19 protein-coding genes and 1 pseudogene are annotated in these 24,066 nt (G+C 74.7%); 11 read left to right on the forward strand and 9 right to left on the reverse strand.

Annotation, left to right across the window (positions count from 1 at the left end):
* Nucleotides 1-63 precede the first annotated feature (63 nt).
* From ACIPRD_RS24160 to ACIPRD_RS24175, 4 genes are all read right to left on the reverse strand, one after another.
* Entirely contained in the window at nucleotides 64-4,785 is a 4,722-nt protein-coding gene (locus ACIPRD_RS24160; protein WP_401565864.1) for a hypothetical protein, read from the reverse strand.
* 69 nt (nucleotides 4,786-4,854) lie between these two features.
* Nucleotides 4,855-5,733: a hypothetical protein gene (locus ACIPRD_RS24165; protein WP_356411096.1), complete on the reverse strand. Its 879-nt coding sequence runs from the start codon at nucleotides 5,731-5,733 to the stop codon at nucleotides 4,855-4,857.
* A gap of 109 nt (nucleotides 5,734-5,842) precedes the next feature.
* The gene (locus ACIPRD_RS24170; RefSeq protein ID WP_401565866.1) at nucleotides 5,843-7,369 is read right to left on the reverse strand and encodes a hypothetical protein; all 1,527 of its coding nucleotides are present in this window, start codon (nucleotides 7,367-7,369) and stop codon (nucleotides 5,843-5,845) included.
* Between the two features lie 244 nt (nucleotides 7,370-7,613).
* On the reverse strand, nucleotides 7,614-8,321 hold the full coding sequence (locus tag ACIPRD_RS24175) for a GntR family transcriptional regulator (protein ID WP_401565868.1): 708 nt from the start codon (nucleotides 8,319-8,321) through the stop codon (nucleotides 7,614-7,616).
* A 135-nt stretch (nucleotides 8,322-8,456) separates the two neighbouring features.
* On the opposite strand from ACIPRD_RS24175, the gene ACIPRD_RS24180 reads away from it, so the two are divergent.
* The 5 genes from ACIPRD_RS24180 to ACIPRD_RS24200 all read left to right on the forward strand — a co-directional run bounded on the left by ACIPRD_RS24180 (nucleotide 8,457) and on the right by ACIPRD_RS24200 (nucleotide 13,184).
* Complete coding sequence (locus tag ACIPRD_RS24180; RefSeq protein ID WP_401565870.1) at nucleotides 8,457-9,776, forward strand: MFS transporter; 1,320 nt, start codon at nucleotides 8,457-8,459, stop codon at nucleotides 9,774-9,776.
* Nucleotides 9,773-10,612: a putative hydro-lyase gene (locus ACIPRD_RS24185; RefSeq protein WP_401565871.1), complete on the forward strand. Its 840-nt coding sequence runs from the start codon at nucleotides 9,773-9,775 to the stop codon at nucleotides 10,610-10,612. The genes ACIPRD_RS24180 and ACIPRD_RS24185 overlap by 4 nt, the downstream gene beginning before the upstream one ends.
* Nucleotides 10,613-10,787: 175 nt before the next feature.
* Nucleotides 10,788-11,546, forward strand: a complete 759-nt coding sequence (locus ACIPRD_RS24190; protein WP_401565873.1) for a LamB/YcsF family protein — start codon at nucleotides 10,788-10,790, stop codon at nucleotides 11,544-11,546.
* On the forward strand, nucleotides 11,543-12,160 hold the full coding sequence (locus ACIPRD_RS24195; protein ID WP_401565876.1) for an allophanate hydrolase subunit 1: 618 nt from the start codon (nucleotides 11,543-11,545) through the stop codon (nucleotides 12,158-12,160). Before ACIPRD_RS24190 ends, ACIPRD_RS24195 begins: the two co-directional genes overlap by 4 nt.
* Before the next feature lie 154 nt (nucleotides 12,161-12,314).
* Nucleotides 12,315-13,184 carry a biotin-dependent carboxyltransferase family protein gene (locus ACIPRD_RS24200; RefSeq protein WP_401565879.1) on the forward strand — a complete coding sequence of 290 codons (870 nt, stop codon included), beginning with the start codon at nucleotides 12,315-12,317 and terminating at the stop codon, nucleotides 13,182-13,184.
* Here the strand turns inward: ACIPRD_RS24200 and ACIPRD_RS24205 are convergent.
* The 3 genes and pseudogenes from ACIPRD_RS24205 to ACIPRD_RS24215 all read right to left on the reverse strand — a co-directional run.
* Nucleotides 13,085-13,451, reverse strand: a pseudogene (locus tag ACIPRD_RS24205) (hypothetical protein); the annotation flags it as partial. The gene ACIPRD_RS24200 and the pseudogene ACIPRD_RS24205 sit on opposite strands and share 100 nt — an antisense overlap.
* A 50-nt stretch (nucleotides 13,452-13,501) precedes the next feature.
* Nucleotides 13,502-14,920: a HEAT repeat domain-containing protein gene (locus tag ACIPRD_RS24210; protein ID WP_356411119.1), complete on the reverse strand. Its 1,419-nt coding sequence runs from the start codon at nucleotides 14,918-14,920 to the stop codon at nucleotides 13,502-13,504.
* A 322-nt stretch (nucleotides 14,921-15,242) separates the two neighbouring features.
* On the reverse strand, nucleotides 15,243-15,635 hold the full coding sequence (locus ACIPRD_RS24215) for an ankyrin repeat domain-containing protein (RefSeq protein WP_401565882.1): 393 nt from the start codon (nucleotides 15,633-15,635) through the stop codon (nucleotides 15,243-15,245).
* Between the two features lie 275 nt (nucleotides 15,636-15,910).
* Between ACIPRD_RS24215 and ACIPRD_RS24220 the strand changes: the two genes are divergently transcribed.
* Both ACIPRD_RS24220 and ACIPRD_RS24225 read left to right on the forward strand, forming a co-directional pair.
* Nucleotides 15,911-16,105, forward strand: coding sequence for a hypothetical protein (locus ACIPRD_RS24220; protein WP_100825097.1), 195 nt, complete (start codon nucleotides 15,911-15,913; stop codon nucleotides 16,103-16,105).
* 37 nt (nucleotides 16,106-16,142) lie between these two features.
* Nucleotides 16,143-17,957 carry a hypothetical protein gene (locus ACIPRD_RS24225; RefSeq protein WP_401565886.1) on the forward strand — a complete coding sequence of 605 codons (1,815 nt, stop codon included), beginning with the start codon at nucleotides 16,143-16,145 and terminating at the stop codon, nucleotides 17,955-17,957.
* Nucleotides 17,958-18,071: 114 nt separating this feature from the next.
* Here the strand turns inward: ACIPRD_RS24225 and ACIPRD_RS24230 are convergent, their stop codons facing one another.
* Entirely contained in the window at nucleotides 18,072-19,580 is a 1,509-nt protein-coding gene (locus ACIPRD_RS24230) for a PLP-dependent aminotransferase family protein (RefSeq protein WP_356411128.1), read from the reverse strand.
* Nucleotides 19,581-19,681: 101 nt separating this feature from the next.
* Here ACIPRD_RS24230 and ACIPRD_RS24235 point away from each other — a divergent pair, with 101 nt between their 5' ends.
* From ACIPRD_RS24235 to ACIPRD_RS24250, 4 genes are all read left to right on the forward strand, one after another.
* Nucleotides 19,682-20,335: a hypothetical protein gene (locus ACIPRD_RS24235; protein ID WP_356411131.1), complete on the forward strand. Its 654-nt coding sequence runs from the start codon at nucleotides 19,682-19,684 to the stop codon at nucleotides 20,333-20,335.
* Nucleotides 20,336-20,340: 5 nt separating this feature from the next.
* Nucleotides 20,341-21,108: a glycerophosphodiester phosphodiesterase gene (locus ACIPRD_RS24240; RefSeq protein ID WP_356411134.1), complete on the forward strand. Its 768-nt coding sequence runs from the start codon at nucleotides 20,341-20,343 to the stop codon at nucleotides 21,106-21,108.
* Nucleotides 21,109-21,170: 62 nt separating this feature from the next.
* Nucleotides 21,171-22,517: an MFS transporter gene (locus ACIPRD_RS24245; RefSeq protein ID WP_401565890.1), complete on the forward strand. Its 1,347-nt coding sequence runs from the start codon at nucleotides 21,171-21,173 to the stop codon at nucleotides 22,515-22,517.
* A gap of 255 nt (nucleotides 22,518-22,772) precedes the next feature.
* Complete coding sequence (locus ACIPRD_RS24250; RefSeq protein ID WP_009187548.1) at nucleotides 22,773-23,147, forward strand: RNA polymerase-binding protein RbpA; 375 nt, start codon at nucleotides 22,773-22,775, stop codon at nucleotides 23,145-23,147.
* A 280-nt stretch (nucleotides 23,148-23,427) separates the two neighbouring features.
* Here the strand turns inward: ACIPRD_RS24250 and fxsA are convergent, their stop codons facing one another.
* Entirely contained in the window at nucleotides 23,428-24,003 is a 576-nt protein-coding gene (gene fxsA, locus ACIPRD_RS24255) for an FxsA family membrane protein (protein WP_356400531.1), read from the reverse strand.
* Between the last annotated feature and the right edge of the window lie 63 nt (nucleotides 24,004-24,066).

The raw sequence follows: 24,066 nt of genomic DNA on the forward strand, positions 1-24,066 counted from the left end.
CCCGGACCGGTGGACCGCCGGGCGGTGAGCCGAAGGCCGGTGGGCCGACGGCCGGGCCGCCGGTCAGGCGTCGGCCGGAGCCGGCTTCCTGAACATCCGTGTCGCCGTGATCTCGCTGTGCACCGCCTCGCCGGACCGGGGCGGCTGCGGCAGTCCGGGCCGCAGGTGTTCCTCCACGCTGATGTACTTGAGGCCGGCCCGGAGGTCGGCGTCGTTGCGCAGCCGGATGACCAGCGGGAACTCGGCGAGCGCGGTCGTGTCGAACAGGCCGGTGGTGTACAGCAGCTGTACGCCGAGGGCGTCGGACACGGCCCGCTGGAGTTCCAGGAGGTAGGTCGCGTTGGCGCGGCCGATGGGGTTGTCCAGGAACAGCGTGCCGGCGTGCCGGTGCTTGTCGCGTCCGCGGTCGTTGGAGCGCAGGGCGGCCATCGTGCAGTACAGGGCGATGGCGGCGGTGAGCAGCTGCCCGCCGGAGAAGACGTCGCCCATCTGCCCGACGGGGACGCGTTCGGCCCGCAGCACGGCGTCGGGCTTGAGGATCTCCACGGCGATGCCCTTGGGCTGCAACGCGGCCGCGACGCCGCGCAGGAGCAGGGACATGCCGTCGCGCCGCAGGTCGGAGTTCTTCTTCACGGCGGCCCGGGTCGCCTCGTCGATGACCTCGCCGAGGCGTTCGGTCAGGGTCGCCTGGTCGGGCTCCTCGAAGCGGATGCGCAGGAACTCCTGCCCGGACCACTCGCCGAGCCCCTCGGGCAGCCGGGACAGCCGCTGCGCGGAGCGCAGGGTGGCCAGCGCCGACTCGACGAGCCCGCGCAGCCGGTCGACGATCGACTCGCGGTTGCGCTCCAGCTGCGCCAGTTCGTCGGTGAGGACCCGCAGGCGCGGCGCGAAGGCGTCGGCCCACTTCTGGGCGTGCTCGGGGAGCGCGGAGGCGGGCAGTTCGCGGATCTGCTGCCGGGCGGGGGTGCGCACCTGCTCGTAGCGGGTGGAGTTGGCGTGCCGGACGAGGACGTCGCTCGCCTCGCGCACGGCGCCCTCGGCGGCGGACAGGTCGGCGGCGCAGCCGCGCAGCGAGCGGCGGGCCTCGGCGGCGGCCTGCCGGGCCTCCTCCGGGCTGCCCTCGTACGGCTCCGCCTCCTCCTGCTCCTCCTCGGCGGCGGGCTCGCGCAGCAGGTCGCGGAGCATCGCGGCGATCTCGTCGAAGCCGCCGGCCGCCTCCTCGGCGGCCCGGTGGGCGGCCAGCAGATCGGCGTGCGCGTCGCGGGCCTCGCCGAGGGCCGCGGTGCGGGTGCCGAGTTCGGCGGTGGCGGTGCGCAGCAGGGCCTGGGCGTGGTCGGCGTCGCGGGGCTGGAGTTCCGCGGGCAGCCCGGTGTGCTCCTCGCCGTCCTCGGGTGCGTGCCGTTCGGCCTCGCCGCGCAGCCGGCCCAGCTGCTCGCTCGCGGTGGACATGCGGGTCTCCAGGAGCTGCACCAGCTCCTCGGCGCGGGCCGCGGCCGCCTGCCGGGAGGGTCCGTCGGAGCCGTCGGGTGACTCCAGCAGCTGCTCGGCGCGCGTGCGGACCTTGTTGCTCAGCCGGTCCAGCTCGGCGCGGGCCGCGCTCTCGTCGCTCTCCGCCCGGGCCTGTTCGGCGCGCAGGTCGGCGCCGACGCCGACCTTCTCGTACACCTGGGAGGCGGCCCGGTAGGCCTCGCGGAGCGCGGGCAGGGACACCCTGGGGGCGTCCGCGTCCGCGCCGTGCTCCGGTACGTCGTCGGGGGCGCCGGCGATCTCGGAGCGCTCGGCGCGCAGGGCGCGGGCGGTGCGGCGGGCGTCGTCGGCGGCGCGCTGGGTGGCGCGGCGGTCCTCGTCGGCGGCGCGGGCGCGGTCCAGGCAGGTCTGGGCGCGGGCCTCCGACTCGGTGGCCTCGTCGGCGAGTTCGCGCAGGCGGGCCTGCCAGCCGGCGCGCTCGCGCAGCCGGTAGGCCAGTCCGGCGAGGGCGTCGGCGGCGCGGCGCGCCTTCTGCGCGGCCTCCTGGCGCTCGTCGCGGACCTGGGTGGCCTCGGCGGCGGCCTCCTCGGCCTCGGCGCGCACGGCGCGGGTCTCGGCGAGTTCGGCCTCGGTCTCCTCCGCGAACGCGCGGGCCTCCTCGGCGGCGGCGGCGAGTTCGGCGAGCCGGCCGGCCGGGCAGGCGGTGCGCCAGGAGCCGAGGCGGGCGGCCAGTTCGCGGTCCTTGCCGAGCCGGGCGGCGAGCGCGCGGATCTCCTCGTCGCGGGCGGTGGCCCGCGCGCGCAGGGCCTGCCGCTCCTCGTCGGCCGCGTGTTCGTCGTGCATGGCCGGGTTCGGCGGTACGAGGAAGACGTCGGTGGCGACCGAGCCGGACGCCGGGGCGGGGGCGAGGAGCGCGGCGGCCGTGCCGACGGCCACGGTGGAGCGCGGCAGCAGGGCGGCGGCGCCGAGGGCCTCGCGGGCACGGGTGTGCGTGTCGGGGTCGGTGATGATGACGCCGTCGACCAGTTCGGGGCGCGCGGAGAGCACGCGCGCGTGGTCGGCGGGGTCGACGGACTGGGCGAGGTAGCGCCAGCCGGGCTGGGCGGGGATGCCGTGCTCGCCGAGGAACTCCACGGTGGCCAGCACGTCCGGTCCGGGCGGCAGCAGTCCGCCGTCGCCGAGGGCGCCGAGGATGCGGGCGTCGTCGGCGGCGGCGGTGCGCAGGTCGAAGAGGCTGCGTTCGGCGGCCGACACGGCGTCGTCCAGCAGGGAGCGCAGCTCGTCGGCGAAGCGGTCGAGCTCCGCGGAGGTGAGCGGGCCGTCTCCGGGGGCGGGGGTGCCGTCGGCGGAGGCGCCGTCCGCGGAGATGTCGTCGGCGGAGGTGCCGTCGGCGGGGTCGTCCTCGCGCGCGGCCGCGGCGGAGGCCTCCGCGGACCTGGGGGCGGGCACACCGGCGCGGGCGGCCGCGGGCGCGCCGGGCAGGCTGAGGAGTTCGGCGAGCCGCTCCTCGGCGGCCAGGGCCTCGGCGAGGCGCTCCTCGGCGTCGTGGGCGCGTACGGCCGCGGTGGCGGCGTCCGCCGCGCGGGCCGCGGTCAGCTCGGCGCGGGACTCGGCGGCGGCCGCCTCGCGGGCGTGCTCGGTGGCCCGGCGAGCGGCCTCGCGGGCGGTGTCCCAGGCGGCCACGGTGGTCTTCTCGGCGTCGCTGGCGGCGAGCGCGGCGCGTGCCGGGTCGGCGTCGGGGCCGCCGTCGTCGATCCAGCCGGCGCGCACGGCCTCGGCCGTCTCCTGCTCGACCTCGGTGAGGCGCTGGCGCAGATGCCCGGCCTCGCTGCGGGCGCGCTGCGCCTCGGTGGCGGCGCCGGTGGCGTCGCGGTGGGCGGCGTCGCCGGCCTCCTGGAGGGCCGCGGAGCGCTCCTCCTCCTCGTTGGCGAGGGCCTCGGCGCCCGAGGCGGCGGCGTGCAGGGCCCGTACGAGGTCCACGGCGGCCTTGGCGCGGGCGGCGAGGGCCGGGGCGGCGTCCCGTTCGGCCTCCTGGATCGCGGCGGACACGCGGGAGACGCGGTCGGCGGCGGCGCGGTGGCGCAGGGCGGCCTCGGCGGCCTGCCAGGCGGAGTGCAGGGTGCGTGCGTCGGCCAGCTCGCGCTTCTGCGCGGCGGCGGACTTCTCGGCGGCGGTCAGCGCCAGGGAGGCGTGCCGGTAGGCGAGTTCGGCGGCGATCAGGGAGCTGCGTTCCCGGGCGCCCTCGGAGTGGGTGACGGCGTAGGCGGCGGCCGTGACCCGCTGGGCGAGGTCGGTGGCCCGGACCCGCTCGCGCACCGCCCGGGCGGACAGCCGACGGGCCAGCGTGCGGGTACGGCGTTCGGCGCCCGCGTGGACCTCACGTGCGCGGGAGCGCGATTCGGCGGCCTCGACGATCCGGCCGAGCAGGTCGACGGAGTTGGCGGTGAAGTCCCGTTCGGCGATCAGCTCGGCGCGCCGGCCCAGCTTGTTGCCGAACCCGCTGACGAGGTCGGCGAGGCCGTCGGTGTCGCGGGTGTCGGTGACCGCGCGCAGCAGCAGGTCGGTGAAGTCGGAGTCCTTCTTGACGGCGAAGAGGCCGGCCGCCTCGCCCTCGTCGGCGTTCATCTCGCGCTGGTAGCGGAAGAGTTCGGGGTCGAGGCCGAGTTCGCCGAGGTGGTCGGTCCAGCGCTCGTGGGTCTCCTCCCAGTGCGCCTCCAGGTGCGGGTAGGCCTTGCCCGCCTCGGTGAGGGCGTCGCGGAAGCCCTTCATGGTGCGGCGGCGGCCCTGTGCGCCGGAGGCGCCCTCGGCGACGGGCCGTACGGCGGTGGACTCGGCGACGGGGAGGTTGTCCAGGCTCAGACCGGGTCCGGGGCGGAAGGAGTACCAGGCCTCGGCGAACTTGCGCGGGTCGTTGGAGACCTGGCGCCCGCGCCACTCGCTGACCTTGCCGACGACCACGCACTCGCCGGTCAGCACGTGCTGCCATTCCAGCGCGACGTGTCCGCAGTCGTCGGCGAGCAGGAACTTGCGCAGCACGCCGGAGCTGGCGCCGCCGAGGGTGTTGCGGTGGCCGGGCAGCATGACCGAGAAGATCAGCTTGAGGAGGACGGACTTGCCGCCTCCGTTCTCCAGGAACAGCACGCCCGCGGGGGCGGGGCGGCGCGGCGGGCCGACCGGCTCCTCCGCGAAGAACTCCGCCTGCATGGGTGCCGGATCGGGCACGGGTGCGCCCACGCCCCGCAGGTCAAGCACGGTGTCGGCATAGCGCGCACCGGCGGGCCCGATGGAGTAGAGGCGGACCCGGGACAGCTCGTACATGGCGGACTCTCGCGTTAAGTCTTCGGAAAGGTGCGGTGGTTCGGGTGGTTGCGGGGCTGGTGGGAGGCGTCAGGAGTGGAACGGCAGTCCCGCGTCGGCGACCAGTTCCAGGTCGTCGGTGTCCTCGGAGGGCAGCAGGCTGGCCGTGCCGTCGGTGACGGGTACGACGCCCAGCTCCAGCAGCTCGGCCATCGCGGCGGTGCCGGCGGTGTCGCGCACCTGGAGCTGGTAGCGGGCGGTGGTGCGGTAGGTGCCGCCGCTGTCGTCGCCGGTGCGCTGCAGGAAGCCCGAGTCGGTGAGGAACGCGAGCGCCTTGGCCACGATGCCCGTGGTGGAGGCGGCGGGCCGGCGGGCGTCCTTGGTGGCGCCGGTGGCGCTGCGCCTGGCCCAGATCCGCCAGGCGGCCTCCAGGCCGGGCGCGTCGGTGGCCGGGTCGGTGTTCTCGCCCAGTTCCTCCGCGCGCTCCTCCAGCCGGCGGCAGGCCTGGCGCACGAAGGCGTCGACGCCGTTGACGCTGACCCGCCCGATGTAGGAGTCGTCGGCCAGGTCCTCGGGGCGCGGGAACGCCAGCGCGGCGACGGCGAGGTGGGCGAGGCCGTGCAGGAAGCGGTCGCCGGAGTCGGCGGCGGTGCGCCGCGCGTAGTCGCCCATGCGGACGGCGAACACCGAGTCCTCGGCGGCCGTGACGGCCATGCCCGCGCGCGGGGAGACCTCCAGCACGACGAGTCCGAGGCCGGTGGCGACGGCGTCGGCGAGGCGTGCGAACGCCGGGTCGTCGCGGTAGCGGCGCAGCAGCTCGGTGTACTCCTGGTCGCGGGCGGGCTGCAGCTTGGGCTGGAGGCCGAAGGCGACGAGCCGCGCCGCGTCGGCGGCGTCGGCGGGGGTGACGGCGGTGGCCGCCGGCGGGGCGGGGGTCTCCGCCTCGCTCCACTCGACGTGCTCGCTCACGGACACAACTCCTTGTAGTGGGAACCGGGGAAAGATGCGGCCCGCCCGGGGACGCGGGGATTCGCGCGCGCGGCCGCGGCGGATCCGCGCGCGTCTGCCTGCACAGCCGTCACGCGGCCTCCGTCCGGTCCGCGGCCATGCCCGCCGCGTCCAGCAGGGCGGTGCCCACGATCAGGTCGGCGCCGCCGAACTCGGGGTCGCGCAGCTCCGTCCCGTCGTCCACGGCGAAGAGCAGCTTCTCCTCGCCCTGGCGGTAGGCGGTGCCGACGGCGGGGCTGGCCGCGTGCACCGCGAGCAGGGCGACGAGGTACGGCAGCTCGGGGTCCTGGCCGCGTGCCTCGGCGAGCAGCCCGGACAGCCGGCGCGGCGCGTCGGCGGGCAGGTCCAGCAGCTCCATGGCCGCGGCCAGCTGCTCCTCGCTGAACCTGCTGTCGTCGGGGGTGGCGATGAGGTCGGGCTCGGGCATCTCCGCGCCCAGGTGCTCGCGTTCCACCGGCGGGGTCAGCAGGATGTCCACGAGGTCGGCCACGCGGACGGACACCGGGGTGCGCAGGCCGGTGCCGTGCGCGAAGAACGCGTCCGTGACCCGGGTGGCGTGCTCCAGGGGCAACGGCAGCACCGGTGCGACGAGATGGCCGTAGAGGTCCATCCCGGAGGTGGTGACCGGCGTGGCGAAGGCCTGGCGGTCCTGTTCGGCGCGGAAGAGCGGGCCCGCCTCCAGCAGCCGTGACTGGAGCTGGGTGTGGCGCCGGATGCAGTCCTTGACGATGTCGACGAGTTCGGCGGCGCGCCGCTTGTGCTCGGGCTCCTCGGTCTCGTCGCGGGCCTTGCGGATGTTGGTGAGGATCGCGTTCTCGTGGCGGTAGCGCTCGGCCACGTGGTCCAGGGCCTCGGCGATCATGTCGGGCACCGCGTTGAGCCAGTCGACCGCGCGGACGTTGCGGCGGGTGGCGTCCAGGGCCCGGCGCAGGGTCTCGGCGTACTGCACGGTCCGGTAGCGGGCCTGTTCGGCGGCGAGCTGGGCGTCGGCGAGCCGGCCCCTGTTGATCAGGACCTCGAGCTTGACCTCGGCCGCGATCTGGGCGCTGGTGACGTCGGTGTCCAGGGCGCCGACCAGGACGTTGACCGCCTCGTCGGTGGTGCGCAGGTAGACGGTGCCGCCGGGGCCGGGGACCTCTTCGATCAGCTTGAAGTCGTAGTCGCGGCGGACGTAGGTGCCATCCGGCGCGAAGGTGCCGTAGACCGCGCGGAAGCCGCGGTCCACGCTGCCGACGTTGATCAGGTTCTCCACGACCCAGCGGGCCACGCGCTCGTGCTCGGACGCGGGCCGGTGCGGGGCCTGGGCCGCGATGCGCGGGACCAGCCGGGCGACGATCTGCTCGTGGTCGGCGCCCGTGTCGAAGTCCATGTTGAGGGTGACCAGGTCGATGGCGGCGAGCGCCACCTCGGCCATGCCGTACACGGAGTACTCGCCGGTCAGGTTGGCCTTGCGCGCGTCCAGGTCGTGCAGCGGCGCGGTGCAGGCGAGCGCGCGCAGCCGCCGCGCCAGTCCCTCGTCGGCGGCCGGGCCCGGTGCGGGGCGCGGCGCCGCGCTGAGCTGGGGCGGAACACGGTCCGTCGATGCAGGCGAAGTCACGGTGCACAGATTAGGTCCTCGATCAGACATCGGCCCAAACGGCCCAGAAGCGACGACCGTCACGACGGCACGAGAATCGCCCGTGAACGCCGGGAGAACCGGCTGAACCGGCTGAACCGGGCCCGCGGCCCGGAGGCCGGTTCGCCGTGCGCCGGTGCGCCGGTGCGCCGTGCGCCGTGCGCCGTGCGCCGTGCGCCGTGCGCCGGTGAACCGTCCGCCGTGCGCCGTGCGCCGTTCGCCGTTGTCAGTCCGTTCCGGGGCCGTCCTCGCCCACCCGCCGCCGGTAGACCTCCACGACCCGCTCCAGGGAGTCCGTGAGGTAGGTCTCCAGCAGCCGCTCCGCCTCGCGCCGGTCCCCGGCCTGGAGGGCCTGGAGGATCTGGCGGTTGCGCAGGAGGTAGGGCTCGTGCAGCCGGCGCGGCTCGTCGACGACGTGGAAGGCGAGGCGCAGTTCGGCGAAGACGCTGCGCATCAGTTCGTCGGTGCGCTCGCTGCCGGCCAGGGCGACGAGTTCCCGGTGGAAGTGGATGTTCGCCGTGCCCAGCGATTTCCAGTCGTTCTCGTGCGCGGCCAGCTGCCCTTCGGCGACGGCCGCGGCGAGGCCGTCGAGCGCGTACGGGGGCTCGCCGAGGCCCCGTACGACGGCGCACTCGACCAGGGTCCGGGTGCGGTAGATGTCCTCGACGTCCTCGACGGTGAGCACCCGGACGAAGACGCCCCGGTTGAGTTCGTGGACCAGCAGCCGCTCATGGGTGAGCAGCCGGAACGCCTCGCGCAGTGTGTTCCGCGACACCCCGAGGGCGCCGCCGATGCTGTCCTCCGACAGGCGGGTGCCTGGCGGGAAGTAGCCCTCGGCGATGCGGCTTCTGAGGATGTCGGAGACGCGTTCGGCGGTGCTGGTACGCCCCAGGAGGACCCGGTCGTCGGCCAGTCCGGACAGCTGTTCTGCCATGCCCGGAATTGAATCGCACGCCGGGGAACGAAACAACAGGGGTATTGAAGGATCGTTGAACGATCCTCTACGGTGCTCCGCACGGCACGACGTCCGCACTGCTCAGACTCTCCGTCCCCTCTCTGCGAGGTGCCCATGAGCACGACTCCCCCGTCCCAGCCGGTGACGCCCGACCTGCGGGCGGCACGCGGCGAACAGAGCGCCGAGGACGGCGCGTTCGGCTGGTTCCGCGCCCTCGGCCCGCAGGGCAGGCGCGCGTTCGGCGGCGCCTTCGGCGGGTACGCCCTGGATTCCTACGACTACTTCACCCTGCCGCTGAGCATGGTGGCGCTCGCGGCGTACTTCGGCCTGGACAGCGGCCAGACCGGGCTGTTCACGACCGTCACGCTGGTGGTCTCCGCGATCGGCGGCGCGGTGGCGGGCGTGATCGCGGACCGCGTGGGACGGGTGCGGGCGCTGATGCTCACCGTGGTCGTCTACGCGGTCTTCACCGTGGCCTGCGGGTTCGCGCCGAACTACGAGACGCTGCTGGTCTTCCGGGCGCTGCAGGGGCTGGGCTTCGGCGGAGAGTGGGCGGTCGGGGCGGTCCTGGTCGCCGAGTACGCGAGCGCGCGGCACCGCGGCCGTACCCTCGGGGCGGTCCAGAGTTCGTGGGCGGCCGGCTGGGCGCTGGCGGCGGTCGTCTACACGCTGGTCTTCTCCTTCGCGGGCGAGGACCTGGCCTGGCGGATCATGTTCTGGACCGGGGCGCTGCCCGCGCTCCTGGTGGTGTGGGTGCGGCGCCGGGTGCACGACGCCCCGGCGGCGACGGCGGCGCGGGAACAGAGCCCCCGGCGCGGCTCGTTCGCGGCGATCTTCCGGCCGGGCAAGGAGGGCGCTCCCGGGCTGCTGCGCACGACGCTCTTCGCGTGCCTGCTCTCGACCGGCGTGCAGGGCGGCTACTACACGCTGGCGACCTGGGTCCCGACCTATCTGAAGACCGAGCGCGGCCTGTCGGTGGTCGGCACCGGCGGCTATCTGACCTTCCTGATCTCGGGGGCCTTCCTCGGCTATCTGACCGGCGGCCATCTCACCGACGTGCTCGGCCGGCGGCGCAACATCTGGCTGTTCGCGCTGCTTTCGGCGGTCTGCGTCCTGGCGTACGCGAACATCCCGCACGGCGCCGGCACCCTGCTGCTGGTACTGGGGTTCCCGCTCGGTTTCTGCATGTCGGCCATCTTCAGCGGCTTCGGCTCGTACCTGAGCGAGCTGTACCCGGCCGAGGTGCGCGGCACCGGGCAGGGCTTCGCCTACAACACGGGCCGCGCGGTCGGCGCGGTCTTCCCGACCCTGGTGGGCTTCCTGGCCGACAGCTGGGGCGTGGGCGGCGCGCTGGTCTTCGGCGCGGCCGGCTACGGCATCGCGGCGCTCGCCCTGCTCGGGCTGCCCGAGACGCGCGGGAAGGAACTGGCATGACACCGCACGGCCGTACCGGGGACCGTCCCGTGACCCTCGTCGACGAGCACGCGCGCGCGTGGCACCCGGGAGCCGCCCGGGCCCGCTTCCGGGACGGCCTGGCCGGCCCCACGGCGGGCGTGGCCGCGGGCCACACCCAGGCCAACCTGATCTCGGTGCCGGCCGACTGGGCGTACGACATGCTGCTGTTCTGCCAGCGCAATCCCAAGCCCTGCCCGGTGCTGGACGTCACGGACGCGGGATCGGCCACGACCGTGCTCGCGGACGGCGCCGACCTGCGCACCGATCTGCCGCGCTACCGGGTGTGGCGGGACGGCGAACTCGTCGAGGAGCCGACGGACGTACGGGCGTACTGGCGGGACGACCTGGTGTCGTTCCTGCTCGGCTGCAGCTTCACCTTCGAGTGGGCGCTGGCCGCGGCGGGCGTCCCCATCCGGCACGTCGAGCAGGGCCGCAACGTACCGATGTACGTGACGGACCGGCAGTGCCGTCCGGCGGGCCGGCTGAGCGGGCCGATGGTGGTCTCCATGCGGCCGGTGCCGCCGGAGCACCTGAGCACCGCGATCCGGGAGAGCAGTCTGCTGCCGGCCGTGCACGGCGGGCCGGTGTACTGCGGCGATCCCGCGGGCCTCGGCATAGCGGACCTCGGCCGCCCCGACTTCGGGGACCCGGTGACGGCGGCGCCCGACGACATCCCGGTGTTCTGGGCCTGCGGGGTGACCCCGCAGGCGGCGGTGACGGCCTCCCGGCCGCCGTTCGCGATCACCCACGCACCGGGCCACATGTTCCTGACCGACGCCCGCGACGAGCAGTACCGCGTCACGGACGCCGCCTGACCCCGGCCGGCCGGTCCGCGCCCCCGCGCCCGGACCGGCCGGCCGACGGACTCGGCGCACGGCGCTCAGCACTCGGCACACGGCACACGGCACACGGCACACGGCACACGGCACACGGCGCACCGGACACGGCATTCGCACGCGCCGTACGACGACCGGAGAGACGGAAGAGACCATGACAGCGATCGATCTGAACGCCGACCTCGGCGAGGGCTTCGGACGCTGGCGGCTGACCGACGACGAACAGCTGCTGTCCGTCGTCACCAGCGCCAACGTGGCCTGCGGCTTCCACGCCGGGGACGCGGCCACCATGCGCCGCGTGTGCGAAATGGCCGCCGCGCGCGGGGTGACGATCGGCGCGCAGGTCTCCTACCGCGACCTCGCCGGGTTCGGGCGGCGCGCGATGGACGTGCCGCCGTCCGAGCTGGCGGCCGAGACCGCCTACCAAATCGGCGCGCTGGAGGTGTTCGCGCGGGCGGCGGGCGCGCGCGTGGCGTACGTCAAGCCGCACGGCGCGCTGTACAACCGGGTCGTGCGGGACGAGGAGCAGGCTCGCGCGGTGATCGAGGGCGTGCGCCTCGCCGACGCCACACTGCCGGTGCTGGGCCTGCCCGGATCGCGCCTGCTGGAGCTGGCGGGGCAGGCCGGGCTGCCGGCCGTCACGGAGGCCTTCGCCGACCGTGCCTACACCGACGAGGGCACGCTGGTGCCGCGCGGCGGCGACGGTGCCGTGGTGACCGACCCGGACGCCGTCGTGGAGCGCTCGGAGAGCCTCGCGCGCTCCGGCGAGGTCACCGCGCACTCCGGAAGGCGTATCCGGGTGCGGGCGCGCTCGCTCTGCCTGCACGGCGACACGCCCGGCGCGGTGGACCTGGCGCGCCGGGTGCGTGAGCGGCTGGTGGCGGCGGGGGTGCGTGTGGAGGCCTTCGCGTGAGGGCGCTGCCGGTCGGCGAGGACGCGCTGCTCGTGGAGGTCGCCTCGGGCGAGGAGGCGCAGGCCCTGCACGCCGAGCTGCTGCGCCGCCGCGCGGAGGGTTCGCTGACCGTACGCGAGATCGTCCCGGCGGCGCGCACGGTCCTGCTCGACGGTCTGGACGACCCGGTCCGCCGGGCGGCCGAACTGACCGCCTCCGGGGTGCCGTCCGCTCCCCCGCGCGCGCGTGCGTCCGTCGAACTGCCCGTGCGCTACGACGGTCCGGACCTCGCCGAGGTCGCCGCGCACTGGGGGGTGGCCGAGCGCGAGGTGGCCCGGATCCACGCCGGCACCGCGTTCACGGTGGCCTTCTGCGGGTTCGCGCCCGGCTTCGGCTACCTCACCGGGCTGCCCGCCCGCTACGGCCTCCCCCGCCGGGCCACTCCGCGCACGGCGGTCCCGGCGGGCGCGGTGGCGCTGGCCGGGCCGTACACCGGGGTGTACCCGCGGTCCTCGCCCGGCGGCTGGCAGCTCATCGGCACGACGGACGCCGTGCTGTGGGACCACGCCCGCGAGCCCGCCGCGCTGCTGTCACCCGGCACGCGCGTGCGGTTCGTACCGGTGGAGGACGCATGACGGCGGTTCGTACCGGTGGAGGACGCATGACAGCGGCCCGGACCGGTGGTGGACGCATGACGGCGGCCCGGACCCGTGAGGGGCTCCTGGAGACCGGCCGGCCCGGACCTCGCCCGGCACCACCGCGCGTACCCGGCATGTCCGCGGAGGCCGTATGAACGACCGTGCGCTCGTCGTGGTGCGGGCCGGGGCGCTGACCACCGTGCAGGACCGGGGACGGCCCGGGTACGCGCATCTGGGCGTGCCCCGCTCCGGGGCGCTCGACCCGCCCGCGGCGGCGCTCGTCAACCGGCTGGCCGGCAACGGGCCGGACGCGGCCGTCCTGGAGACCACGCTCGACGGCTGTGCGCTGCGCCCGCGTTCGGCCGTCACCGTGGCGGTGGGCGGCGCGCCGTGCGCCGTCACGGTGGACGGCCGCCCGGCGCCCTGGGGCGCCCCGGTCCGGGTGGCCGCCGGTGAACTGCTGGACGTGGGACGGGCGGTGGCCGGAGTACGCGCCTATGTGGCCGTCTCCGGCGGTGTCGCCGTGGAACCGGTGCTCGGCAGCCGCGCCACGGACCTGCTGTCCGGGCTCGGTCCGGCCCCGCTCACCGACGGCACGGTCCTGCCGCTCGGTGTCCCGGCCGGTCCCCCCGCGCGCGTGGACGCCGCCCCGCAGCCGCGCCCGCCGGCCGAACTCGTGCTGCGGGTCACGCCGGGTCCGCGCGCCGACTGGTTCACGGCACGGGCGCTCGACGACCTCACCACGCGCGCGTACCGGGTGTCCCCGGCGAGCAACCGCATCGGCCTGCGCACCGAGGGACCCGCGCTGGAGCGTGCGGTGACCGGCGAACTCCCCAGTGAGGGCATGGTCCTCGGCGCGGTGCAGGTGCCCCCGGACGGGCGTCCGGTGGTCTTCCTCGCCGACCACCCGACCACCGGGGGCTACCCGGTGATCGCCGTGGTCCGGGCGGCCGACCTCCCCGCCGCGGCGCAGGCGGTCCCGGGCACCTGCGTCCGGTTCGTCGCCGTACGGCGCCGCTGAGCCTCGGCTCCCGTCGCGGGAGGGCCCGGCCGTACGAGGGGTCGGCCGGGCCGCTCCTCCTCCGGCGGCGCGAGGGCGGCCGGCGCCTCGGCGACCGCGGCCGAGGCGCTCAGGTCGAGGCGGCCGGTGGTGCCCCGCGCCTCGTGGCGCAGTTCACCGGCGGCGAGCCGCAGCAGCTGGGGCAGCAGGTCGGTGCACCGCCGGGCCACCCAGGCGGTGGCCGACCGTGGCCGGCCACAGCAGTCCGGCCGCCCGGCCCGGCGCGGGGCCCCTCCGGGCAGCACGGCGGCGTGTCCGCCGGCTGCCCGGTGCCGGGGTCACAGGGCTTGGGCGTCCGGCCCGAAGCGGCTGCGGACCGCCGTCTGCACCTCGTCCTCCTCGGCCGGGTCCGCCGCGAGGCGGCGGAGCCGCTCGACGACGCGGGCGTCACCGGTCTCGGCGTGCCGCGCGGCGAGTTCGCGCGTGGTCTCCTCGCAGTCCCACAGGCACTCGACGGCGAAGCCGGCGGCGAAGGACGGATCGGTGGCGGCGAGGGCGCGGGCGGCGCGGCCGCGGAGGTGGGAGGAGGCCGTCTCGCGGTAGATGTGGCGCAGTACGGGGGCGGCGCAGACGATGCCGAGGCGGCCGGCGCCGTCGACGAGGGTCCACAGGGTCGCCGCGTCGGGGCCGTCACCGCGTACGGCCTCGCGCAGGGCGCCGAGGACGAGGTCGCTGTCCTTGGCTCCGCCGCGGCAGGCCAGCATGCGCGCGGCGGCGGCACCGAGCGCGTCGGGGCGCTGGGCCCAGGCGCGGGCGCGGTCCACGGCGCCGACGGACCGCATCCGCTCGAAGGCGTCGACGGCGGCCTCGACCACGGGGGCGGACCCGTCGCCGACCGCGCTCTCGATCAGCCCGAGAGCGTCGGGATCCCCCGCGTCGGCGAGGTAGCGCAGGGCGGTGCAGCGGGCGCCCTCGGTGCCGCCGCGCGCGGCGCGCAGGATCTCCGGGCGGTCCTCGGGACCGGCCACGGCGGCCAGGCACCGGGCGGCCGGGACGTGCAGGGCGGCACCGCGGTCGATGCCCTGCTGGGCCCATTCGAAGACGGCGCCGACGCTCCAGCCGGGGCGCGGTCCGGAGGGCCGCATCTGCCGCTGCCAGCGGTCGAAGGAACCGGTCTCCTGGGCGGCACGCACGCGCGTGGCGACCGATTCGCGGGCGTCCTCGGCCCACAGGCGCCAGGGCCGCGGCTCGAAGGCGTCGCGCACGGCGGCGGCCAGCTCGGCCTCGCCCTGCGGATCGGCGGAGAACCGGGCGAGGACGGGGGCCGCGAGGGCGCGCAGGCCCGCGTCGTCGTCCCGCAGCGCCAGCTCGTCCAGGGCCCACGCCCAGTTGGAGCCGTGGGCGGCGTACCGGCGCAGCAGCGCGAGCGCGTCGAGCCTGCCGTAGGAGGCGAGGTGCCCGAGGACGGCCAGGGCGAGGCCGGTGCGGGACTCCTCGGCGTCGAGGATGTCCGCGGCGTCGAAGAGGTGTGCCTCGATGGCGTCCAGCTCGCCGTTGAGGTCGAGGTAGAGCCGGGCGTAGTAGAGGGAGCGGTTCTCGACCTGCCAGTCGTGGCGGGGGTCGTGGAGCACGCAGTGGTCCAGTGCCGCGAGCGCTTCGGCGCGCGGCGCGGTGAGCGCGTGCAGCGTGCCGTCGCCGCGACCGCGCTGGAGCAGCCCGAGCAGCGTACCGCTGGGCGCTATGACCGGATCGAACATAGGAAACAGCCTCACATCAAGCGTCGACGCAACCGGAGAACACGCACTACCTGGCCGCGTGACACAACGTCGGGGCGCCCGCCGTCTCTTGCTTGCTGTAGACCATCTCTCTCTGCCTCTCGTCGGTGGCCCATGCGGACCGCGTCACGGCCCGCGCGGTGCGGCAACACCTGCCCAGCCATCGCGTCCGTGAATCACGTCGTCATGATGACCCGCGGTTTGTGCTGCCGCGACCGTATTTCCGGCGGCTCTTTACCGCCTCCCCCGTTTTGCCTGGGGCACCTGGCCGGTGCCCGGTCGGTTCCCGTTCCGGAACGCCGGATCAGCGTGCGCCGAACAGTTCCAGGAGTTCCGTCCTGCCGAACATGCGCGCCGTGTCCACGGCCGACGGGGTGCCCGCGGCGGGATCGGCGCCGCCCTCCAGGAGGGCCTTGATCACCTCGGTCTCGCCCTTGAACACGGCGCCGGCGAGCGGGGTCTGGCCACGGTCGTTGATCTGGTCGGGCCCGGCGCCGCGGGCGAGCAGCTCGCGGACGGTCCCGGCGTGGCCGTGGTAGGCGGCGAGCATCACCAGGCAGTCACCGCGGTCGTTGGTGAGGCCGGCCGGCACACCCGCGTCGACGTACGCCACGAGCGCCTCGGTCCGCCCCTGCCGGGCCAGATCGAAGATCTTGGTCGCCAGCTCCACGACCTCGGGGTCGGGGGCTTCACTCATCGGCCGGACCGCCTCTCGCTACAACCGTTCAGGTGAATCGCAAGGGTACTGGCTCGTGCCTCGCATGACCGGATGTGCCCGAGGTGAAGATCACTGCACGCCGGGCCGGGCACGGGAAGCCGCTCCCCCCTCCGCTCCACCGGCCCGCCGGCGACCTCGCACCGGGGAGGAAAACGCCGAAATTCACCTACTTGCACCTTTTATCGTATGGATACATCCTGTGATCCTGGAAGTACTCACGGTGACTGTCCCCCCTCGACACCAGGAGGCCTCAAATGATCCTCTCCATGTCCGGCGTCGTCCTGCTCGGAATCATCGTCTTTCTTTTCTTCCGCAAGGACGGACTCAAGGGCTCCCACGCCTGCATCTCGGCTCTCTTCGGCTTCTACCTCGCCAGCACGGCCATCGCCCCCAGCATCAAGGCAGGCGGCGAGAGTCTGGCGAGCCTCCTCGGCGGCATCAAGTTCTGACCCCCGTCCCGCCCGCACGCACCAACAGGAGACAGCAGTGGCCCGGCCTCTCCCCCGCATTCTGAGCAAGGACAGCGCGCAGATCGCCCGGACGCAGATCGCCCGGAGCCGGGAGTTGGCCCGGACGGCGGCGGACAGCGCCACCGACGTCCTCCACCCGCTGATCACCATCTCGCGCGGACTGCGCCGGCTGGCCACGGCCGGGCGGCGCAAGTGGGCCGAGACACCCAAGGACAAGCGTGGGCCGCTGATGTTCCTGGCGGCCTCCGTGGTCCTGGTGGTGGTGCTCATGCCGTACGGACCCCTGCTGGCCGCCATCTCCGTGATGGCGGCGGCGGCCTGGCAGGGCCGTGACCGCACCCCGCCGGCACCGCAGGGCCCCGACGAGTCGCAGACCAAGCGGCTCCAGTCCCTGTACGAGGCCCTGGTGCCCTGCTTCGCCATCGCCGACGACCCCGCGCCGCTGTACGCGCACGGCGGCGAGTGGGAGAAGGTCTTCGCCTCCCACGAGTTCGACGACACGGGGCACGTCGGTCACGCCGTGATCCGCTACCCCGCCTATTTCCCCGACGGCGACCCCGAGGCCCGCACGCGCGTGGAGCAGTTGCTCACCGCCAAGGCCGGGCGCGGCCGCGAGTACCACTTCGCGTGGGAGGAGGAGGGCAACCAGCTCACGGTGACCGCCCTCGCCCCGCTTCCCACCGACATCGCGGCCCAGCGCTTCGTCACCGCGCCGGGCGAGACCGTCCTCGGCTTCACCGATCCCAGTGAGGTCCAGCGCACGCTCCCCCTCTCCTACGGGACGGAGCGGCGCGACGTCCCGCCGGTCGTCTGGCGTACCGGCGCCCGCTCCACCGAACCGCACCTGCTGGTCCTCGGCCAGCCGGGCAGCGGCACCTCCACGCTGCTGCGGTCGATCGCCCTCCAGGCGCTCCAGCACGGCGATGTCCTGATCGTCGACGGCGGCGGCACCGGCGAGTACGCGTGCCTGACCGGCCGCGACGGCGTACTGGGCGTGGAGTGCGCCCCGGCCGGGGCGGTGACGAGCCTGGAGTGGGCCGCGCACGAGACCGAGCGGCGGCTCGTCTCCGTCAACCGGGCCCGGCAGGCGGGCGACGCCCCTCCGGAGGACACCAGGCGACCGCTGTGGATCCTCCTGGACCGTCCCACGGTCTTCACCCACCTCGCCGAGGCCGACCACCGCACCGACCCGCAGGCCCTGCTGCAGGTCCCCCTCCGGCACGGCCGCGCGGCGAACGTCACCGTGGTGGTGGCGGAGCAGTTCGACGGCGCCGAGACGCTGAGCGAGGCGGTGCGGCAGCACACCCGGGCGCGTGTGGTGCTCGGACCCGCGGTGCCTCAGCAGGTCGAGGCCGTGCTGGGCATGGCTCCGCACTCCAGTCCGCCGGCCCAGGTCCCCGTGGGCCGCGGCTACGCCCGGCTGGGCTCCGGACCGGTGCACCGGCTGCAGGTGCCGTCCACACCCGACCCGTACGACGACGCCACCGGCGACGCCGACCGGCAGGCGGTGCTGGCGCTGCTGCCGGCGAGGACGACCCCCGCGGACGAGGCAGCGGCCCTGACGGGGCACGCGGCCAGGACCGCCGGGCCCGTCGACATGGTGAAGGCCCCGGAGGCCCGGGAGCCCGCGGAGACCACGGCGACCACGGCGACCACGGAGTCCGACGAGGTCACGGTGGCCTTGGAGCTCACGGAGACTGTGGAGGTCACGGAGACCGTGGGAGTCATGGAGGCCGTGGCCGCCGGGTCCGCCGGGTCGGCCGAGGCCGTCGAGACGGTCACGGTGGTGGCTCCGGTGACAGCGAAGGCCGTGGCCGCCGAGACCGCCTGAAGGACCACGGACGAAGGGGCCCGCGCCTGTGTGAAGGCGGGCCCCTTCGCCATGACCGCCCCTCACCGGCCGGGCACCGCGGACGCGGGCCCGGCGAGTGCGGGCGCCGGGGGCCTACGCGACGAACGTGCGCGGCGCCTCCGCGGCGCCCGTCGCCCCCGTCTCCACCAGGCGGGCCGCCGCCGCCAGCCGGGCCGCGGCCTCCTGCGCGACCGCTCCCCCGACGGTGAACGGGAGGCGCAGGTACCCCTCGAAGGCGCCGTCGACGCCGAAGCGCGGACCCGACGGGACCCGGACGCCCACCCGTTCGCCCGCCTCCGCGATCCGGGACCCGGAGAGGCCGCCCGCGCGGACCCACAGGGTCAGCCCGCCGCCGGGAACCTCGAACTCCCAGTCGGGCAGCTCACGCCGCACCGCGGCCACCAGCGCGTCGCGGTTCTCCCGGGCCTGGGCGCGGCGCAGCTCCACGGCCTGCTCCCAGCCGCCGGTGGCGAACAGCCAGTTCACGGCCAGCTGCTCGACGACGGGGGTGCCGAGGTCGGCGTAGGCCCGCGCGGAGACCAGGCTGCGGATGACGTCCGGAGCGGCGCGCACCCAGCCGATGCGCATACCCGCCCAGAACGCCTTGCTCGCCGAGCCGACGGTGATGACGGTCGAGCCGGCCGGGTCGAAGCCGCACACCGGGCGGGGCATGCCGCCCCGCGCGAAGCCGTCGTCGAGCCACAGCTCGCTCATCGTCTCGTCGGCGACGAGGACGGTCCCGGCGGAGCGGGCCGCGTCCACCAGTCGGCGCCGCTGGTCCTCGTCGGCCAGCGCGCCGGTCGGGTTGTGGAAGTCGGCGACGACGTAGGCGAGCCGGGGCGCGGCCTCGCGCAGGACCTGGCGCCAGCGGTCCAGGTCCCAGCCCGAGAGGCCCTCGGCCATCGCGACGGGGACGAGCCGCGCGCCGGCCTCCCGCATCAGCTGGAGGATGTTGGCGTAGGACGGGGACTCGACGGCGATGCGTTCGCCGCGGCCCGCGAAGAGATGGCAGATCGCGTCGATGGCGCCCATGGCCCCGGTCGTCACCATGATCTGTTCCGGCATGGTGGGGATCCCGCGGGCGGTGTAGCGCTCGGCGATCATCGCGCGCAGGGTGGGCAGTCCGGCCGGGTAGTCGCCGTGGGTGTGGGCGTACGGCGGCAGTTCCTCCAGCGCGCCCTGCACGGCCCGGGTGAGCCACGGCTCGGGGGCGGTGAGGGAGGCGCAACCGAGGTCGATCACCGAGCCGAGCGACTCGGGCGGAAGGGGTTCGAGGCCGCGCGCGGGCAGCGGGTTGCCGGCCGGGACGGCCGTCCAGCTCCCCGCTCCGCGCCGTGACTCCAGGAAGCCCTCGGAACGCAGCGCCTCGTAGGCGGCGGCGACGGTGGTGCGGCTGACGGAGAGGGCGAGTGCCAGCTCGCGCTCGGCGGGCAGCCGGGCGGCCACGGGGACGCGTCCTTCGAGGACGAGGAGCCGGATGCCGTCGGCGAGGGCACGGTAGGCGGGCGGACGGCGGGTACCGGGGCCCGCGGGCCGCTCCTGCTGGGAGTTGAGGAGCCGGGCGAGCTGCGCGGGGCCCACCGCCGAGGTCCAATGTGCCACGAAGATCAGTCCACCTTCCTCGAATTGGCCATGGATGCCGTTTCGTACCGAGCCACAGAGTGTCACGAGTCAGTCCACTGTCACCACCCAGGGGGTACACCGTGTCCACTCCCAGCCGTCTCGGACGACGGTTGTTCCAGCTGTACGCCGGTCTCACGCTCTACGGCGTGAGTTCCGCGCTGCTCGTCGAGGCGGACCTGGGCCTGGAGCCCTGGAACGTGCTGCACCAGGGACTCGCGAAGCTCACCGGCCTGAGCATCGGCACGGTCCTGATCATCGTCGGCGCCGCGGTGCTGCTGCTGTGGATCCCGCTGCGGCAGCGGCCGGGGCTCGGGACGGTCTCCAACGTCTTCGTCATCGGCCTCGCCCTGGACGGCATGCTCGCCGTGCTCCCCCAGGTGCACAGCCTCGCCGTGCGGATCCCGCTGCTGGTGGCCGGCATCGTGCTGAACGGCGCGGCGACCGGCCTCTACATCGCGGCCGACTTCGGTCCGGGCCCCCGCGACGGGCTGATGACGGGGCTGCACCGGCGCACCGGCCGCTCGATCCGGCTGATCCGCACGACCCTCGAACTCCTCGTCGTGGCAAGCGGATTCGCCCTGGGCGGCAGCATCGGCGCCGGCACCCTGCTCTACGCGCTGTGCATCGGACCGCTGGCGCAGCTGTTCCTCCGGGTGTTCGCCGTCCGGACGACGTCCAAGGGCAGCACGGTCGTTGCCGGGGGTGCACCCGAAAGGGTGATACTTCGACAGTGACCACCGTGACGCCTCCCCTCCGCCACCCGTATCTCGACCACCCCGGCCCGATCCCGTTCGCCCACCGGGGCGGCGCAGCCGACGGGCTGGAGAACACCGTGGCGCAGTTCCGGCGCGCGGTGGAGGCGGGCTACCGGTACATGGAGACCGACGTGCACGCGACGGCGGACGGCAGGCTGGTCGCCTTCCACGACGCGACGCTGGACCGGGTCACCGACGGGGCCGGCCGGATCGCCGAGCTGCCGTGGGAGGAGGTCCGCCGGGCGCGCGTGGGCGGCCTGGAACCCGTGCCGCTCTTCGAGGAGCTCCTGGACACCTTCCCCGGCGCGCGCTGGAACGTCGACATCAAGGCGGAGCCCGCCCTGCGGCCCCTGCTGGAGCTGATCGAGGACAGGGACGCCTGGGACCGGGTCTGCGTGGGCTCGTTCTCGGAGGCACGGGTGCTGCGGGCACAGCGGCTGGGCGGCCCGCGCCTGGCCACGTCCTTCGGTACGCGCGGGGTGGTCGGGCTGCGGCTGCGCTCGTGGGGGCTGCCGGCCGCCGTGCGCCGGTCCGCCGTCGCCGCGCAGGTGCCCGAGGCGCAGTCGGGCGTCCACGTGGTCGACCGCCGCTTCGTCCGCGCGGCCCACGCGCGCGGGCTCCAGGTGCACGTGTGGACGGTCAACGAGGCGGATCGGATGCACCGCCTCCTGGACCTGGGCGTCGATGGCATCATGACCGATCACATCGACACGTTGCGCGAGGTCATGGAGGACCGCGGCGTCTGGGCCTGAAGGCCCGCGGACCGCGTGCCCCGGCCCGGCGCGGCACTGCGGCGGAAAAGCGAGGGCGCGGGGTGGAGACGGGGACCGTCCGGGCGGAGGTGGCCGACGAGGCCGCGGTGCGGCGGCGCGAACAGCGCGGCTGGTACTTCTACGACTGGGCGTGCTCGGTCTACTCGACGACCGTGCTGACCGTGTTCCTCGGTCCGTATCTGACCGCGGTCGCCCGGCACGCCGCCGACGCCGGCGGCTACGTCCATCCGCTCGGCGTCCCGGTCCGCGCGGGTTCCTTCTTCGCGTACACGGTGTCCCTGTCGGTGATCGTCGCGGTCGTGGTGATGCCCCTGGCGGGCGGCGCGGCCGACCGTACGGGCCGCAAGAAGCCGCTGCTCGCCGCAGCCGCCTACACCGGCGCCGCGGCGACGACGGGCATGTTCTTCCTGGACGGCGACCGGTACCTGCTCGGCGGGGCGCTGCTCGTCGTGGCCAACGCCGCGCAGTCCGTGGGGATGATGCTGTACAACTCCTACCTGCCGCAGATCGCCGGGCCGGAGGAGCGCGACGCGGTCTCCTCGCGCGGCTGGGCCTTCGGCTACGCGGCCGGCTCCCTCGTGCTCGTCGCGAACCTGGTGCTGTACTCGGCGCACGACTCCTTCGGGCTCTCGCAGACGGCGGCCGTCCGGATCTGCCTGGCGTCGGCCGGACTGTGGTGGGGCGCCTTCACGCTGGTGCCGCTGCGGCGGCTGCGCGACCGCCCCGCCTCCGGGGAGGGCACCGTGGCGCCGGGCCTCAGGCAGCTGGCGGCGACCGTCCGGGACATGCGCCGCTATCCGCTGACCCTCGCCTTCCTGCTCGCGTACCTGATCTACAACGACGGCATCCAGACGGTGATCTCCCAGGCCTCGGTCTACGGCTCCGAGGAGCTCGGACTCGGCCAGTCGACGCTGATCGGCGCGGTGCTGCTGGTGCAGGTGCTGGCCGTCGCCGGGGCGCTGGCGATGGGGCGGCTGGCGCGGACGTACGGCGCCCGGCGCACGATCCTCGGCTCGCTGGTGGCGTGGACGGTCACCCTGGGGGCCGGGTACTTCCTGCCCGCCGGGGTCCCGGTGTGGTTCTTCGTGCTGGCCGCCGGGATCGGCCTGGTCCTCGGCGGCAGCCAGGCCCTGTCCAGGTCGCTGTTCTCGCACCTGGTGCCGCCGGGCAAGGAGGCCGAGTACTTCTCGGCGTACGAGATGAGCGACCGCGGGATGAGCTGGCTCGGACCGCTGCTGTTCGGGGTCACCTACCAGCTGACCGGAAGCTACCGCTCCGCGATCATCTCGCTGGTGGTCTTCTTCGTGGTCGGCTTCGTCCTGCTCGCCCGGGTCCCGGTCCGGCGTGCGATAGCCGAGGCGGGGAATCCGGTTCCGGAGAGGATTTAGCGTTCAACACGAAAGGGCGGTAGTGTACGCGTTTGGCCTGCCAGGCGTACCGTTACTGCGCGTCAAAGATGGCGAAACGCCGGGTGACATCTGCTAGCAGATGTGACAAACCGGGCGCCTGTGGGTAGAACAAGGGGCGGCTACGACGGCGACGCATGACCCACAACGGGAATCTTTACCGCCGACCGGACGTTGACCGGATGACGACGACAGCGACACCTGTCCTGTGGGCGACAAGCCCGGGAGGCACGATTCATGAGTGAGCGAGCTCTTCGCGGTACGCGCCTCGTAGTGACCAGCTACGAGACGGACCGCGGCATCGACCTGGCTCCGCGCCAGGCCGTGGAGTACGCATGCGAGAAGGGGCATCGTTTCGAGATGCCCTTCTCGGTCGAGGCGGAAATTCCGCCGGAGTGGGAGTGCAAGGTCTGCGGGGCCCCGGCACTCCTCGTGGACGGCGACGGCCCGGAAGAGAAGAAGGCCAAGCCCGCGCGTACCCACTGGGACATGCTGATGGAGCGGCGCACCCGCGAGGAACTCGAAGAGGTCCTCGAGGAGCGCCTGGCGGTTCTGCGTTCGGGAGCGATGAACATCGCGGTACACCCCCGGGACAGCCGCAAGTCCGCTTAGGTCCCCAGGGACCCTGCGGAGCGCAGCGCGTAAGACAGGACCGCGGGCGCCCCCCCACCACCGGGTGTCGGGCGCCCGCCGGCCCGTTTGGTGCCCGGGCCCGGCCCGCCAGCCGGCCCCCGGGGCCGCCCCGCGGGAAACCCCGCCCCGCGGGCCCCCCACACCCCCGGGTGGGGGGGCGCCCGCGGTCCTGTTGCGTCCGGGGCCCGGCCGCGCATGCCCACGAGCGGGCCCGCCCGGCCTGGGCGGGCGCTTGGGCGGGCCGACGTGGGCGAGTGGTTCAGCCGGTCAGCGGAGGGCGCTGCTCCCGAGAGGCGCCGCCCTGTCCGCTCCGGTCGTCCCTGATGACCTCGCCCTGCACCACCTTGCCGTCCGGGCGGTGCATACGGGCCTGCTGGAAGGCGTCCCCGAGGCTTCCCGGCGCGGAGCGGCCGAGCCTCCTGTCCAGGGCGCGCTGGGTGAGACGGCCCACGGCCTTCTGCACCGGGGCAAGCAGCAGGAGCAGACCTGCGGCGTCGGAGACCAGGCCGGGGATCATCAGCAGCAGGCCGGCGAGCATCGTCAGGCCGTTCCCGCCCGCGCCGCTGCCGCCCGGGGACGGGACGCCGCCGCTGCGCAGCGTCTCGTTCAAGCTCTGGAAGGCCCGCCGGCCGGCGCGCTTGATGACCACCGAACCGGCGACGAGGCCCGCCACCAGCAGCAGGAACACGGCGAGGCCGCCCGCCGCGTCGGCGACCAGGACGAGCAGCCATATCTCCAGCGCCACCCAGGCGGCGACACCCAGCGGCAGATACCTGCGCAGCCGGGATCGCCGGGGCCGGTCGGTCTGCGCGGAGGTGGGAACGCCAGTCGTCATGCTCCCAGTGTGCCTGGGCGTGGCTCAGCGCGGGATAAGGGGTCGATCAGCGCATTCCGCGCG

Origin of the sequence: Streptomyces sp. NPDC090108 (assembly GCF_044747185.1) — a bacterium.
In the GTDB taxonomy this organism is placed as follows: Bacteria; Actinomycetota; Actinomycetes; order Streptomycetales; family Streptomycetaceae; genus Streptomyces.